Source organism: Pseudoduganella lurida, from assembly GCF_007830455.1.
GTDB classification, from domain to species: Bacteria; Pseudomonadota; Gammaproteobacteria; order Burkholderiales; family Burkholderiaceae_D; genus Rugamonas; species Rugamonas lurida.
Genome location: NZ_VLLB01000012.1, coordinates 123,393 through 138,093, shown reverse-complemented (window position 1 = coordinate 138,093; position 14,701 = coordinate 123,393). Strand labels below are relative to the sequence as shown.

Genomic DNA, 14,701 nt, shown 5'->3' with positions numbered 1-14,701 from the left:
TAAGGGACCAACATGAGTAATTTCACCGTCAAAAAAGTCGCCGTGCTGGGCGCCGGCGTGATGGGCGCGCAGATCGCCGCCCACTGCGTGAACGCCAAGGTGCAGGTCGTGCTGTTCGACCTGCCTGGGAAAGAGGGCACGCCGAAGAACGGCATCGTGCTGAAGGCCATCGAAGGCCTGAAAAAACTGTCGCCGGCCCCGCTGGGCGACAAGGAAGATGCCGCGCTGATCCAGGTCGCCAACTACGAAGACAACCTTGACCAGCTGGCCGACTGCGACCTGATCATCGAAGCGATCGCCGAGCGCCTGGACTGGAAGCACGACCTGTACAAGAAGGTCGCCCCGCACATCGGCGCCAACGCGATCTTCGCATCGAACACGTCCGGCCTGCCGATCGAGCAGCTGGCGCAGGGCTTCGACGCGGACCTGAAGGCGCGCTTCTGCGGCGTGCACTTCTTCAATCCGCCGCGCTACATGCACCTGGTGGAACTGATCCCGACCGAAGCCACGCGCCCCGAGATTCTCGACCAGCTGGAGACGTTCCTGACGTCCGCGCTGGGCAAGGGTGTCGTGCGTGCGAAGGACACGCCGAACTTCATCGCCAACCGCGTCGGCATCTTCGGCATGCTGGCCACGATCCACGAAGCCGAGAAGTTCGGGCTGTCGGTCGACGTGGTCGATGACCTTACAGGCGCGAAGCTGGGCCGCGCCAAGTCCGGCACGTTCCGCACCGCGGACGTGGTGGGCCTGGATACGATGGGCCATGTGATCAAGACGATGCAGGACAACCTGAAGGACGACCCGTTCTTCAGCGTGTACAAAACGCCGGACGTGCTGGCGAAGCTGATCGAAAAGGGCGCGCTGGGCCAGAAGACGGGCGGCGGCTTCTACAAGAAGGTCGGCAAGGACATCCAGCGCCTCGACTTCGCCAGCGGCGAATACGTGGCCGGCGGTGGCAAGGCAGCGGACATCATCGCCCGCATCCTGAAGGAAAAGGACCCGGTCAAGAAGTTCAAGGCGCTGCGCGAATCGACCAACCCGCAGGGCCAGTTCCTGTGGGCGATCTTCCGCGACGCGTTCCACTACATCGCCTACCACCTGGACACGATCGCCGACAACGCACGTGACGTGGACTTCGCGATGCGCTGGGGCTTCGGCTGGAAAGTGGGCCCGTTCGAAACGTGGCAGGCCGCCGGCTGGAAGCAGATCGCCGAGTGGGTCAAGGAAGACATCGATGCCGGTAAAGCGCTGACGGATGCGCCGCTGCCGGCCTGGGTCTTCGACGAGAAGCTCGCCGAGAAAGGCGTGCACACGCCGGAAGGTTCGTACTCGGCCAAGTCCGGCACCTACGTGCCGCGCTCCACGCTGGAGGTGTACAACCGCCAGGCGTTCCGCGCCCCGGTGCTGGGTTCCGGCGATGCCGACCCGGCCAAGGCCGGCACCACCGTGTTCGAGGACGACTCCGTGCGCCTGTGGCATGGCGGCGACGACGTGCTGGTGATCTCGCTGAAGACGAAGCTGCACGTGATCGGCCAGGGCGTCATCGACGGCCTGAAACGCGGCCTGAAGGAAGCGGAAGCGAACTACAAGGGTCTGGTGATCTGGGGCACGGATGCTGCCGATGGCGGCGCATTCTCGGCCGGCGCCGACCTGCAATCGGCCCTGCCGGCCTTCATGGCCGGCGGCGCGAAGGCACTGGAACCGCTGATCCGCGACCTGCAGGATACGTTCATGGCCATGAAGTATTCGAACGTGCCGGTGGTGGCTGCCGTGGCAGGCCTGGCGCTGGGCGGCGGCTGCGAAATGGCGCTGCATGCGTCGCGCCGTGTCGCATCGATCGAAACCTACATCGGCCTGGTGGAAGTGGGCGTGGGCCTGATCCCGGCCGGCGGCGGCCTGAAGGAAGCGGCCGTGCGCGCCGCCAGGGAAGCGAAGGGCAACGACATCCTGCAATTCCTGAAGGTGGGCTTCACCAATGCGGCCACCGCGAACGTGTCGAAGTCCGCGCTGGAAGCAAAAGCGATGGGCTACCTGAAGGAAGACGACATCATCGTCTTCAACCCGTATGAACTGCTGCACGTGGCCAAGGTGACTGCGCGCGCCATGTTCGATGCGGGCTACCGCGCACCGCTGCAGCGTCCCGTGACCGTGACGGGCCGCTACGGCTGGGGCACGATCCGCGGCCAGCTGGTCAACATGCGCGACGGCGGCTTCATCTCCGCGCACGACTACAAGCTGGGCGACATGATCGCGGAGATCGTCTCCGGCGGCGATATCGACCAGGGCAGCGTGGTTTCCGAACAGTGGCTGCTGGACATGGAACGTAAAGCCTTCCTCGAGCTGCTGAACCATCCGAAGACGCAGGAACGCATCATGGGCATGCTGCAGACCGGCAAACCAGTGCGCAACTGATTAGGAAAACAACATGAGCAAACAACTTCAAGACGCCTACATCGTCGCCGCCACCCGCACCCCGATCGGCAAGGCGCCGCGCGGCATGTTCAACAAGACCCGTCCGGACGACCTGCTGGTGCACGCCCTGCGCGGTGCCATGGCCGCGGTACCGAACCTGGACCCGGCACTGATCGTCGATGCGATCATCGGCTGCTCGTTCCCGGAAGCGGAGCAGGGCTTCAACATCGCCCGCAACTCGGTGATCCTGGCCGGCCTGCCGAACACGGTGGGCGGCGTGACCGTCAACCGCTACTGCGCCTCCGGCATCACCGCGCTGGCGATGGCGGCGGACCGCATCCGCGTCGGCGAAGCCGATGTGATGATCGCCGGCGGCATCGAATCGATGTCGATGGTGCCGATGATGGGCCACCACCCGTCCATCAACATGGAAACGTTCAAGGACGAGAACGTGGGCCTGGCCTACGGCATGGGCCTGACGGCCGAGAAGGTCGCCACGCAGTGGAAGATCTCGCGCGAAGACCAGGATGCGTTCGGCCTCGAGTCGCACCGCCGCGCCATCGCCGCCCAGCAGGCCGGCCACTTCAAGGACGAGATCACGCCGGTGGAAATCGTCACCCGCACGCCGGACCTGCGCACCGGCGAGATCAAGGTCAGCAAGCGCACCGTGGACACCGACGAAGGCCCGCGTGCCGATGCGTCGATGGAATCGATGGCCAAGCTGAAGCCCGTCTTCGCCGCCAAGGGCACCGTGACGGCGGCCACGTCGTCGCAGATGTCCGATGGCGCGGGCGCGCTGATCGTCGTCTCCGAGAAGATCCTGCGCGAGCACAACCTGACGCCGCTGGCCAAATTCTCGTCGTTCGCCGTGCGCGGCGTGCCGCCGGAAATCATGGGCATCGGTCCGAAGGTGGCGATCCCCGCCGCGCTGGCCGCCGCCGGCATCACGCAGGACCAGCTGGACTGGATCGAGCTGAACGAAGCCTTCGCCGCACAGGCGCTGGCCGTGATCCGCGACCTGGGCCTGGACACGACCAAGGTCAACCCGCTGGGCGGCGCCATCGCGCTGGGCCACCCGCTGGGCGCCACCGGTGCCATCCGCGCCGCGACCGTCGTGCACGCACTGCGCCGTAACAACCTGAAGTACGGCATGGTCACGATGTGCGTGGGTGCCGGCATGGGCGCCGCGGGCATCATCGAACGCGTGTAACTTTACGCAGCAGCGAACAGGAGGGCGCCGCGGAGTCACATCCCGGCGCCCTTCATCATTTACAACAGGAGACAATATGGACATCCTCGTCAGCAAGGCCGCCGGCATCCTCACGCTGGAATTCAAGCGCCCCGAACGCAAGAACGCGATCACGTCCGCGATGTACCAGACGCTCGCCGATGCACTGAACGCAGCGCAGACGGACAACGAAGTACGCTCCATCCTGATCGCCGGCCAGCCCGAGCTCTTCACGGCCGGGAACGACCTGGAAGACTTCATGAAGACCACGCGCGCCAACGACGGCGTGGCGTTCGGCGACCGCCCCGTGTTCCAGTTCATGCGCGCGCTGTCCGGTTCCGCCAAGCCCGTCGTCGCAGCCGTCGGCGGCCTGGCGATCGGCATCGGCACCACGCTGCTGATGCACTGCGACCTGGTCTACGCCAGCGACAGCACCAAGTTCTCCGTGCCGTTCACGCAGCTGGGCCTGTGCCCGGAGTTCGGTTCGTCGCTGCTGATGCCGGTGGCCGGCGGCCATGCCCGCGCGGCCGAGAAGCTGATGCTGGGCGAGCCGTTCACGGCGCAGGAAGCCTACGACATGGGCATCGTCTCGAAGGTCGTGGCGCCGATCGAGCTGCTGACGCATGCGCGCGCGCAGGCCGCCAAACTGGCCGCGCTGCCCGCCAACTCGATCCGCACGACGAAGCGCCTGATGACCGCCTCGCGCAAGGCCCAGCTGGAAGAAGCGATTGCCACCGAAAGCCGCCTGTTTGCCGAGATGCTGCAGGGTGCCGAGGCGCAGGAGGCGTTTGCCGCATTCTTCGAAAAGCGCAAACCCGACTTCACGAAGTGCGGTTGATGGACCGGCAGGCGCGGTGCGTGCGCCGCGCCTGCCTCATCCCTATATAATCGCCGCGCCCCCCACTTTTCCAGCGGACCGCCTTGCCCATCGCACCTGACGAATTCGATTACGAAGCAGCACTGGGTGCCTGTGCCCGCGGCGACCGCCAGGCCCTGCGCCGGCTGTATGACCAGGAGGCCCCGCGGCTGCTGGGCGTGGCGCTGCGCATCGTGCGCGAGCGGCAGGCGGCGGAGGATGTGGTGCACGACGCGTTCGTCAGCATCTGGACCAGGGCGAACACGTTCGATGCCGGCCGCGGTGCAGGGCGCGGCTGGATCTACAGCATCGTGCGCTACCAGGCGCTGGACAGCATCCGCAATGACGGCCGGGAAGTGCCGGTCGACGAAGAAGTCATGGAAACCATCGATACCGCCCATATCGCCGACGCGTTCGAGCTGCGCCAGGACCTGGGCCGCCTCGAGCACTGCCTGACGCAGCTCGACGTGGCCAAGCGCAACAGCATCCTGTTTGCGTACGTGGACGGCTGTTCGCACAGCGAGATCGCCGAGCGCCTGAAGTCGCCGCTGGGGACCGTCAAGGCGTGGATCAAGCGCGGCATGAGCGCGCTGCGGGAGTGCATGGTATGAACCCGGTCCGCGATCCTGAAGACCTGGCCGGCGAGTATGTGCTCGGCACGCTATCGGCTGCCGAGCGCCGCGACGTGGAGCGCGCCTTGCCGCACGATGCCGCACTGCGCGCCGCCGTGCAGTACTGGGAACAGCGGCTGCTGCCGCTGACGACGCTGGCCGAACCCGTCACGCCATCGCCCTCGTTGTGGGCGCGCATCGAACGCAGCCTGCAGCCCGCGCCCGCGCGTGCAAACACCGTACCGGCCACCCGCTGGTGGGACAGGCTGACCTTGTGGCGTGGCCTGGCAGCAGGCGGCTTCGCAGCCGCGGCCATCATGGCAGTCGTGGTGGGCGTGCGCGTGCAGGCACCTGTGGAACAGGGCTACATGGTGGTGCTGGCTGCGCCGCAGAACATGGCACCGGGCTGGGTGATCCGCGCATCGGGCCGCAACTCGCTGCATCTGGAACCGCTGGTGCGCACGGCGGTGCCGGCACATCGCGCGCTCCAGTTGTGGACGAAGGCCGATGGCTGGAAGGGTCCCGTGTCGCTGGGCCTGGTGCAGGCCGGCCAACCGGTCGATGTGCGGCTGGACAAGCTGCCGCCGCTGCAGCCGAACCAGCTGTTCGAGATCACGCTGGAACCGGAGCAGGGCTCGCCGATCGGCCGCCCGACGGGCCCGATCCTGTACATCGGCCGGGCCGTCAAGTCGATGTGACGGCGGCAGCCGCCGTCACGTTACTTCTTGCTTCTTACTTGATCGCGATCGCGATATCGCGCAGGGCCACCGTGCCGATCGCGGACGTGGCCGGCGTGGCCGCACCATTCACCGGCGTTGCCGTGCCTGTCGCCAGGTCGATGCGGTACAGCGTGCTGGCACCCGTCGTCGTCGTGCGCAGGGCTGCCAGCACCAGGCCATTGGCGCCGCCGGCAATGTCCATCGCGCCGGTGCCCGCGATATCGATGCCCAGCGGGCCCACATTGACCAGCGTGCCGTCGTTCGGCGGATTCTGCAGCGCGAGCACGTCGCTGGTGCTGTCCAGGTCGTACAGCATGGTGGCCGTCGCGCCGGCGATGCTGTTGGTGTAGGCCGCCGCGATGACGGTGGCCGGGCCGCTGGCGCGGTTGATGGCGCCGTCCGTCGTCGTCGCGCCCGTGTCCACGTTGATGCGCAGGCTCTGGCCCGTGCTGCCGATCACGCGCAGGCGGTCCGCCACCGGGTTGAAGTCCACCGCGAACGAGGTGCCGCCCAGCGCCGTGTACGGCGCCGTGGTGTCGGCCGCATCGGCGGCCAGCGTGGCCTTGACGGTGGCTGCGCCGGTGGCCGGGTCGATGGTGACGATGCGCGCCGTCGACGTCAGGCCGTGCATCAGGCCATCCTTCGGCCGGTAGTCGATGCCCAGCAGCGTTTCGCCGCTGGCCAGGCCCGTGACCGCAACGGTGCTGTCGATCGTGTTCGGCGTGGCCACCTTGAAGCCCAGCAGGCGGTTGTCGTCCGTCAGGCCATAGACCATCGGCGTCGCGGCCGGGCGCAGCGCGATGCCACGCACGTCTTCCGTGATGCCCAGTGCGCCGACCAGCGTGCCGGCATTGCTGGTCGCCGTCAGGTTGATGCTGTACAGGTTGCGGGCGCTGCCGACCGTCGCCACTGCATAACCCATGTTCGTGCGCGCATCGATGTCGAAACCGTTGGCGCTGCCCGCGTCGAAGCCCAGCGTGACCGGCGTCGTCAGCGTGCCGTTGTTCGGCGGGTTCTGCACGTACAGCGTGTCATTGACGGTGTCGATCGAGTACAGGGTCGTGCTGGCCGTGCCGGCGAACGAGTTGGTGTAGGCCGCTGCCGTGATGGCCGTGGTGGCCGCGCCGCCGTTGATGTTGCCGTCGGTGGTCGTGGCGCCCGTGTCCACATTGATGCGCAGGCTCTGGCCCGTGCTGCCGACGATGCGCAGGCGGTCTGCGGCCGGATTGAAGTCCACGCCGAAGTCGGTGCCGGCCAGCGCCGTGTACGGTGCCGTCGTGTCGGCGCTGTCCGCCACCAGCGTGGACTTCAGCGTCGCTGCACCGCTGGCGGTGTCGATGGTGTACACGCGGCCCGTCGAGCCCACGCCATACAGCTTGCCGTCTGCCGGGCGGAAATCGATGCCGACCAGGTTCTCGCCGCCTTGCAGGCCGGTGATGGCGAGGGTGGTGCGCACCGTGCCCGGCGTCTCGCGGTTGAACGACACCAGCTTGTTCGACGCGGTCAGCACGAACACGTCGCCCGCCGTCACGACCGGCACGCCCGGCGTGGGCGTCACGGGCTTGATGCCTTCGTCGCTGGAATTGCCGCCGCCGCAGGCGGACAGCGCCAGGGCGATCGAGGAGAGAAGAACGAGTTTCGGGAAATTCGGTGCAGTCATGGTGGGTCCTCGGTAGTGTTATGGGGCTCAACAGCTGACGGATCGGCGATGTTGGTCCCTGTACTACGCGGGGGAGGGCCGTTTGGATGCAGCAGGACGCAAATTTTTTTCGATCAGGCTGTGGCGCCAGTGGCGATCCTGCAGTGTTGCTGCTGTGCAGCGCCAGCGCACCGGTGCATCGCATGGTGCGACCTCGCGCTGCCAGCCGTTCGACATCCGCGCAAGCGCTCTTATTGCATCATCTCCTCCAGCAGCGGCTGCATCGCATCGGCCCACAGCTGGTAGCCGGCGGCATTCGGATGCAGCTGGTCCGGCATGATGGCGTTCGGGATGCGGCCGTCCTGGCCCAGGAACACGTGCGAGATGTCCAGGTAGCGCACGGTCTTGCCGTCGTCCAGTTTCGCCAGCTCGGCGTTGAGGGCCTTGATGGTGGCCATCCGCTTCTCCGCCTCCGCCACCAGCGCCGGGGTGACGGGACCGCCGAAGCGGTCGCGCGGGCCGCGCGGGAACACGCCGAGCAGGAGCACTTTCGTGTGCGGCAGCCTGGCGCGGACCATGCCGATGATCTTGCGGTCCGCCGCGGCGATCTCGGCGGCACTGTAATCGAGGCTGTTGTTCGTGCCCAGCATCAGCACCGTGACTTTCGGCGCGATGCCATCGAGCTCGCCATGCTCGATGCGCCAGATGACGTGCTGCGTGCGGTCGCCGCCGATGCCGAAGTTGGCGGGCTGGTACTTGCCGTAGTACGCCTCCCAGATATGGGGCGCCTTGCGCCAGTTGTCCGTGATCGAATCGCCCAGGAACAGCAGGCCCACCGGACCGCTCTTCGCGCGCGCCAGGTTGACGCCATGCTTCTTGAGGAACTTGCCGTCGTCCTGTTTCGGGAACGGCTGGGACGGATCTTCTTTCGGATTGGCCGTTTGCGCGCCGACCTGGCAGCTGGCCAGGACCAGCACGAACAGCAGGCGGCGGATGGTCGTGAAATGCATCGAGGATCTCCTTGTTCAGAGGGTGGGATGGAGGCGCGCCGGCGTGGCCGCCGTGGCACGGCGCACCCGTTCCACGCGGCCGCCCAGCCAGATCGACAGGAACACCAGCGGCACCAGCGCGGCGCCCAGCACGAAGAAGGGCGTGTAGTTGCCGCCGGCCGTCAGCACGGGCACCAGCTGCATGCAGACGATCACGCCCAGCACGGCGGCCGTGCCGCTGATGCCGGCCAGCGAACCGACCGTGCGGCCGGAGAAGAAATCGCTGGGCAGCGTCTGGATGTTCGTGATCGCGGCCTGGAAGCCGAACAGGATCACGGCGATGGACAGCACGGCGAACAGCGGCGTGTCGGCCACCGCCGTCAGCAGCAGGGCGGGGAACATCACCACCAGCCCGAGCGCGATGACGCACTTGCGGGCCCGGTCGACCGGCCAGCCGCGCGCAAGCAGCCGGCCGCAGAACCAGCCGCCCAGCAGCGCACCGATGCCGGCCCCCACGTACGGCACCCAGCCGAACAGGCCGATCTGCTTGACGTCGAAGCCGAACTTCTCATTCAGGTACAGCGGCAGCCAGCCCACGAACAGCCACCACACGGGATCGATGAAGAAGCGCGCGGCGATCACGCCCCAGCTCTGGCGATGGCGCAGCAGCTGGCCCAGCGTGGGCACGTATTCCTGCGCTTCCACGCGCACGGGCCCCTGGCCGGCCAGGATGTAGTGGCGTTCCTCGTCCGTGATCCACGGATGCCGGTCCGGCCCCGATTTGTAGACGATCAGCCACGGCACGATCCACACGAAGCCCAGTGCGCCGATCAGGATGAAGGTGCTCTTCCAGCCGACGAAGGCATACAGGAAGGCCACCAGCGGCGGCGCGATGATCGAGCCGACCGAGGCGCCGGCACCGAAGATGCCCTGGCCGAACGCCCGCTCCCGGACGGGGAACCATTCGGCGATCGCCTTGGTGGCACCGGGCCAGTTGCCCGCCTCGCCCACGCCCAGCAGCGCCCGGAACAGCGCGAACGAGAGCGCCGTGCGGGCGACGAAATGCAGCCCGATCGACACCGACCACACGGCGATCGACAGCAGGAAGCCGATGCGCGTGCCGAACGCGTCGAAGATCTTGCCGAACAGCGTCTGCCCCACGGCATAGCCGACCAGGAAGATCGTGATGATGTTGGCGTAGTCGCGCTTGTCCAGGCCCAGCTCGGCCGCGATGCCGGGCCACATCACGGCCAGTGCCGAGCGGTCGATGTAGTTGATGATGGTGGCCGCCGCGACGAGCGAGATGACCAGCCAGCGCAAACCCTTCTTGGTATTCATGCCCTTGTCTCCGATATCTTGTAGTTGTGGTGCGGGGCGATGCCGGGGACCTTGGCTAGGAAGGTCCTTCGGCAGCCAGTTGCGCGCGCGTGGGCAGGCCTTCGCAATCGCCGCGGAACTGCACGACCCGCGCGCCGATGGCATTGCCGCGCGCGGCGGCGGCATCGAGCGGCAGGCCGTCCAGCAGCCCGCTGAGGACGCCGACCGCGAAGCCATCGCCGGCACCCACGGTATCGACGACGTTCACTACCGCCACGCCGGGCACCGTGCCGCGGCCCTCCGGCCCCGCGTAGTACGCCCCCTGCGGTCCCAGCTTGACGACCACGTGCCGCGCGCCGCCCGCCAGGTAGAAGTCGGCGATGCCGGCCGCATCGGCCCGGCCCGTCAGCAGCCGGCCTTCCGCCAGTCCCGGCAACACCACGTCGGCCAGGCTGGCCAGTTCGTTCAGCGTGGCGATCATCGCGTCCTGCGAGGGCCACAGGCGCGGGCGCAGGTTCGGGTCGAATGTCACGGTGCGGCCGGCAGCGCGGGCCTGCGCCGCCAGCGCGAACACCATCTCGCGGCAACCTGCCGACAGCGCCGGCGAGATACCGGTCAGGTGCAGCAGCCGCGCGGCGGGGAAGACGCCGGGCGGAATGTCGGTGGCCTGCAGATGGCTGGCCGCCGAGCCGCGCCGGAAATACTCGATCGGCGGATCGCTGCCGTCCGTCGTCGCGCCCTTCATCATGAAGCCGGTGGGGTGGTCGGCATCGATCCTGACGTCGCGTGGATCGATGCCTTCCTGCGCCATGAAGGCCAGCAGGTGGCGGCCCAGGCTGTCGTTGCCCAGCGCGGACAGGTAGCGCACGCGCCAGCCCAGCCGCGCCAGCCCGACGGCCACGTTCAGCTCCGCGCCGGCGGTGGCGCGCTCGAAGGCATGCACCGCGTCCAGCGGGCCGGCCTCGCGGGCGATGAACAGCGCCATTGCTTCGCCGGCGGTCACCACGTCGCAGGGATCGGCTGCGGCGTGCGCTGTCACCAGCTCAGGCACGGGCCACCTTCATCGTCGTCACCAGCGTCGCTTCCCGCGCGGCCGGCAGCGAGATGCGCAGTACCGTGCCGCGTTCCTGCCGTGGGCCCTTGTCGACATTGCCCGGCGGCCCCGCCGCCGTCACGATGCCCGGTTCCACGATTGCCTTGGCAGCCGCCGCCACGTCCACGGCCAGCGTGGCGGGCTTGCCGGCGACCGTGTAGCGGCGCCGGTCCGACTGCGCGATCGTCGTGTCGCCGTGCACCTGGGCCGTCAGCACCACCGGCTTGCGGGCGCGCAGCCGGTCCGTCGTCGTCCACGTATCGCCGGCAAATTGGAAGGTGCGTTCCAGCTTCTCGACACCCAGTTCCGGCCGGTAGGCGCCGGCCAGGTCGGCCACGATCTCGGCACCGCTGGCCGTCAGTTTCACGGTAGTCAACCGGATCGTGTCGAGCCGCGCATACGGATAGCTGTCGAACGCGTCGTGGCCATGGCCTTCGTTGGCCTGGCCCTGGCCGTCGATCAGCAGGGTATTACTGAGATTGCTGCGCGGGACGCCCGCATAGCCCATCGGCCCCGTCAGGTAGGTGCCGCCGCCATACAGGATGAAGCTGCCCGCATCCGGATGCGAGTGGCCCATCGACAGGTGCCAGTCCGGCAATTTGTCCAGCAGCGTGGCCGCATGATGGCCTTCCGGCGGACCGGCGCGGAACGCGAACGCGGTGGCCTGGTCGGTCCAGTCGCTGCGCCAGTAGACGGTGCCCAGGTCATCGAAGTGGTGGTGCGGCGGCAGTGCCGCGATCGGGGTCGCAGGCAGCTTCGTGTCGTACCAGGCCAGCGTCCAGAAGTCTTCCGCGCACACATGGCCCAGCGATGCCATCCAGTCCGCCACGCCCTGCGCGTCCCGGTTCCGGTGGCGTGCGGCGAGCCGGTACAGCAGATTGTAGTTCGAATGGAGCTTGCCATCCGGGTGCGTGCGGGCCGCTTCGTCGCCGTGGCGCGAGCGTGTCAGCGGGCCTTCGAAGGCATCGCCGAAATCGAAGATGTCCTGGCCGTTCGGCGTCAGCGAATGGGCCATGTACAGGTGCGCATTGCGCAGCGCCGGATGGTCGTACAGGTCGTCGCCGGCGGCATGGGCGAAGGCGTCCAGCGCGTGGATAATCCACGGCATCGAGAAGATCCAGTACTCCACGCCTTCGTAGAAATAGCCGTCCGGCGAAGCCACGTCCAGCACGCGGCCGAAGATGGCGCGCGCCTGTGCCGCCCAGCCGGCCGCTTCCGGCACTTCGTCCCATACCGCGTAGGCCGCGATGGCCAGGCCGGCGATCGGGATGAAGCAGTGGTTCTGGCTGTACGAGAACGTCTTGCCCGGCCTGGGCGCGAAGTGCGCCGCCAGCAGGCGTCCCTGGCGCTGCAGCTTGTCGCGGTAGCGCTTGCGTTCTTCCTCCGTCAGCACGTCGAACAGCAGGTCGTAGCCCGTGCCCAGGCCATACAGCAGGTGGCCGGCGGCCAGGTCCACGTCCGGCTTGCTGAACGTGTAGCCCCACACGGGATAGCTGACGGCGGCCTCCATGTAGCGCTTCGCCGCGTCCAGGTAGCGCTGGTCGCCTTCGATGCGGTAGGCCAGCGCGGCGCCGACGATGCCGATGCCCACGGTGTTCTGGGCGCGGCGCTTCTGGGCTGGCGCCGGCGCCGGTTCCTCCCGCATCGCCACTAGGCCGGCCAGCGCCTTCTGCCAGGCCGCGCGGTGGCTGCCGGTGGCACGCTGGCGCATCTCGGCCAGGCCGGCCGCCGTGGTGAACACGCGCGGGTGCACGCCGCGCAGCTCGGTGCGCAGTGCCGCCGGATGCTGCTGCATCAGCGCCTGCAGCGGATGCGGACCGCGACCGGGTTTGCCTTCCTTCGGGCCGAGCGCCTCGCGTGCATCCTGGGCCAGCGCGGCGCCGGTGGACAGCGCAGGCAAGGCGAGGGCGGCGGCGCCGAGGAAACGGCGTCGTGTGATGTGCTGGTTCATGGGGCCTCCGTCAGTAGATGCCGAGGCCGCCGTTGACCTGCACGATCTCGCCGGCCAGGAAGGCGGCACGATCGGAGGCCAGGAAGACCACGACATTGGCCACGTCGTCCGGCTGGCCTTCGCGGCGCGCCGGGGTGCGTTCGGCAATGGCCTGGCGATTGGCCGGCGTGTTGAAGGTGTCGTGGAAGCGGGTGGCGATGAGGCCCGGCGCCACGCCATTGACGCGGATGCCGAGCGGGCCCACTTCCTTGGCCAGCGCCTTCGTGAACGTGCCCACCGCCGCCTTCGACGCGGCATAGTGCGCCGAGCCGGGGCCGCCGCCATCGAACGCGGCCAGCGAGGACATGGTGACGATGACGCCGGCGCCGCGCGGTTCCATGCGCTTCAGCGCGGCCTGGCAGATCAGGAAGGTGCTGGTGAGGTTCAGGTTCATCGCGTCGTTCCATAGCGCGAGCGGCATGTCGACGACCTTGCAGCGCTGGATCAGCCCGCCGATATTGGCAAACAGCGTGTCGATCGGGCCGATGGCCGCCTCGGCGGCGGCGAATACCTGCTCGGCCACGGCGGCATCGGTCAGGTCGGCCTTGATCGCATGGGCCTGGCGGCCGGTGGCGCGGATCTGCGCCACCACCTCGTCCGCCTCGGTGCTGCTGCTCCAGTAGGTCAGCACCACGTCCGCGCCGGCGCGGGCCAGCGCCAGCGAGGTGGCCTTGCCGATGCCCGATGCGCCGCCCATCACGAGGGCGCGTTTGCCTTGCAGTTCGTTCGATGTCATGGTTGTCTCCGTTGTGGTTCGAGTTATCGAGGGGGTGTGGCGGTCGACGAGCGCACCACCAGTTCGGGAGCGAACAGCTCGCCGTCCTGCGCTGCAATCGCCTCCTGGCCTGATGCAATGGTCGAAGCAACGGCCGGTGCGAGGATGCGCTGCACCGCGGCGTCGGCCATCGCCTGGATCGGCTGGCGCAGCGTGGTCAGGGGCGGATCGTGCGCGGCGCAGAAGAAGATGTCGTCGATGCCGATCAGCGACAGGTCGGCGGGGATGCGCCGGCCCAGCTGCTTCAGGCCCACGCCGATGCCGATGGCCATCATGTCGTTGATGGCGATCGCCGCCGTGGGCTGCGCGGACGAGGTGACGATGCGCGAGGCGGCGCTGCGCCCCAGTTCGAACAGCCGGGTGTCGCCGTGCGGATCGCTGGGCGCATCGGTGGCGTCGGCAATGATCAGTTCACCCGTGATGCCGGCCGCCGCGACGGCCTGCTGGAAGCCGCGGATGCGCTCCTGCCGGTTCAGCGTGTAGGGCGGCGGCGTCACCAGCGCAATGGACCGGTGGCCCAGCGCGGCCAGGTGCTGCACCGCCTGGGCCGTGGCACCGGCGTTGTCCATCGAGATCGTGGTGATGGGGCTGTGCGATTGGTCGTCGCGCTTGATGTCGAACGCCACCACGGGGCAGCGCGACGTGACGGCCGCCAGGTGTTCCGTGTCGCTGAGGGCGGAACCCGTGATGATGCCTTTCACGCCGTACGCCAGCAGGTCCGCCATCACGGCGCGCTCGCGGTCCGGATCGCGGAAGGTACTGAAGGTCATCACATGGCACTGGTATTTCGCGGCAGCCGCTTCCACGGCGCAGGCCAGGGCGCCGAAGAACTGGTTGGCCAGCGAGGGCACCAGCAGGCCGACCATCGATGCCACGCCCGTCTTCAGCTGGCGCGCGGCGGTGTTCGGCCGGTAGCCCAGCTGCTCGATGGCCTGCTGGATCTTCGCCTGCGTGTCCGGCCGCATCTGCCCCATCCGGTTGTTGAGGAAATTCGAGATGCTGGACGGGGAAACCCCCGCCAGACGGGCCACATCCTGAATTTTGGGTTCGTTCATGTTGTCCTTCGTGGAAT

Annotated in this window: 12 protein-coding genes; 5 read left to right on the top strand and 7 right to left on the bottom strand. The window is 67.9% G+C overall.

What is annotated here, in order from left to right:
- Positions 1–12: 12 nt before the first annotated feature.
- The 5 genes from IP91_RS24040 to IP91_RS24020 all read left to right on the top strand — a co-directional run bounded on the left by IP91_RS24040 (position 13) and on the right by IP91_RS24020 (position 5,805).
- Entirely contained in the window at positions 13–2,412 is a 2,400-nt protein-coding gene (locus IP91_RS24040) for a 3-hydroxyacyl-CoA dehydrogenase/enoyl-CoA hydratase family protein (protein WP_145652777.1), read from the top strand.
- A gap of 13 nt (positions 2,413–2,425) precedes the next feature.
- The gene (locus tag IP91_RS24035) at positions 2,426–3,622 is read left to right on the top strand and encodes an acetyl-CoA C-acyltransferase (RefSeq protein ID WP_145652775.1); all 1,197 of its coding nucleotides are present in this window, start codon (positions 2,426–2,428) and stop codon (positions 3,620–3,622) included.
- A gap of 76 nt (positions 3,623–3,698) precedes the next feature.
- Positions 3,699–4,478: an enoyl-CoA hydratase gene (locus IP91_RS24030; RefSeq protein WP_145652773.1), complete on the top strand. Its 780-nt coding sequence runs from the start codon at positions 3,699–3,701 to the stop codon at positions 4,476–4,478.
- Between the two features lie 83 nt (positions 4,479–4,561).
- A complete protein-coding gene (locus IP91_RS24025; protein ID WP_145652771.1) occupies positions 4,562–5,107 on the top strand; it encodes a sigma-70 family RNA polymerase sigma factor in 546 nt (181 codons plus the stop codon).
- Positions 5,104–5,805, top strand: coding sequence for an anti-sigma factor (locus tag IP91_RS24020; protein WP_145652769.1), 702 nt, complete (start codon positions 5,104–5,106; stop codon positions 5,803–5,805). Before IP91_RS24025 ends, IP91_RS24020 begins: the two co-directional genes overlap by 4 nt.
- A 34-nt stretch (positions 5,806–5,839) precedes the next feature.
- Here the strand turns inward: IP91_RS24020 and IP91_RS24015 are convergent, their stop codons facing one another.
- From IP91_RS24015 to IP91_RS23985, 7 genes are all read right to left on the bottom strand, one after another.
- On the bottom strand, positions 5,840–7,486 hold the full coding sequence (locus IP91_RS24015) for a DUF4394 domain-containing protein (protein WP_145652767.1): 1,647 nt from the start codon (positions 7,484–7,486) through the stop codon (positions 5,840–5,842).
- A 230-nt stretch (positions 7,487–7,716) separates the two neighbouring features.
- The gene (locus IP91_RS24010) at positions 7,717–8,475 is read right to left on the bottom strand and encodes a GDSL-type esterase/lipase family protein (protein WP_145652765.1); all 759 of its coding nucleotides are present in this window, start codon (positions 8,473–8,475) and stop codon (positions 7,717–7,719) included.
- A 15-nt stretch (positions 8,476–8,490) separates the two neighbouring features.
- Positions 8,491–9,792 (bottom strand): MFS transporter, encoded by a 1,302-nt coding sequence (locus tag IP91_RS24005; RefSeq protein ID WP_145652762.1) that lies wholly within the window; start codon positions 9,790–9,792, stop codon positions 8,491–8,493.
- A gap of 55 nt (positions 9,793–9,847) precedes the next feature.
- Complete coding sequence (locus IP91_RS24000) at positions 9,848–10,810, bottom strand: sugar kinase (RefSeq protein ID WP_259772471.1); 963 nt, start codon at positions 10,808–10,810, stop codon at positions 9,848–9,850.
- Positions 10,811–10,814: 4 nt separating this feature from the next.
- On the bottom strand, positions 10,815–12,815 hold the full coding sequence (locus tag IP91_RS23995; RefSeq protein WP_145652760.1) for a DUF4962 domain-containing protein: 2,001 nt from the start codon (positions 12,813–12,815) through the stop codon (positions 10,815–10,817).
- 10 nt (positions 12,816–12,825) lie between these two features.
- A complete protein-coding gene (locus tag IP91_RS23990) occupies positions 12,826–13,590 on the bottom strand; it encodes an SDR family NAD(P)-dependent oxidoreductase (protein ID WP_145652758.1) in 765 nt (254 codons plus the stop codon).
- A 23-nt stretch (positions 13,591–13,613) separates the two neighbouring features.
- Positions 13,614–14,684, bottom strand: coding sequence for a LacI family DNA-binding transcriptional regulator (locus IP91_RS23985; protein WP_145652756.1), 1,071 nt, complete (start codon positions 14,682–14,684; stop codon positions 13,614–13,616).
- Positions 14,685–14,701 lie beyond the last annotated feature (17 nt).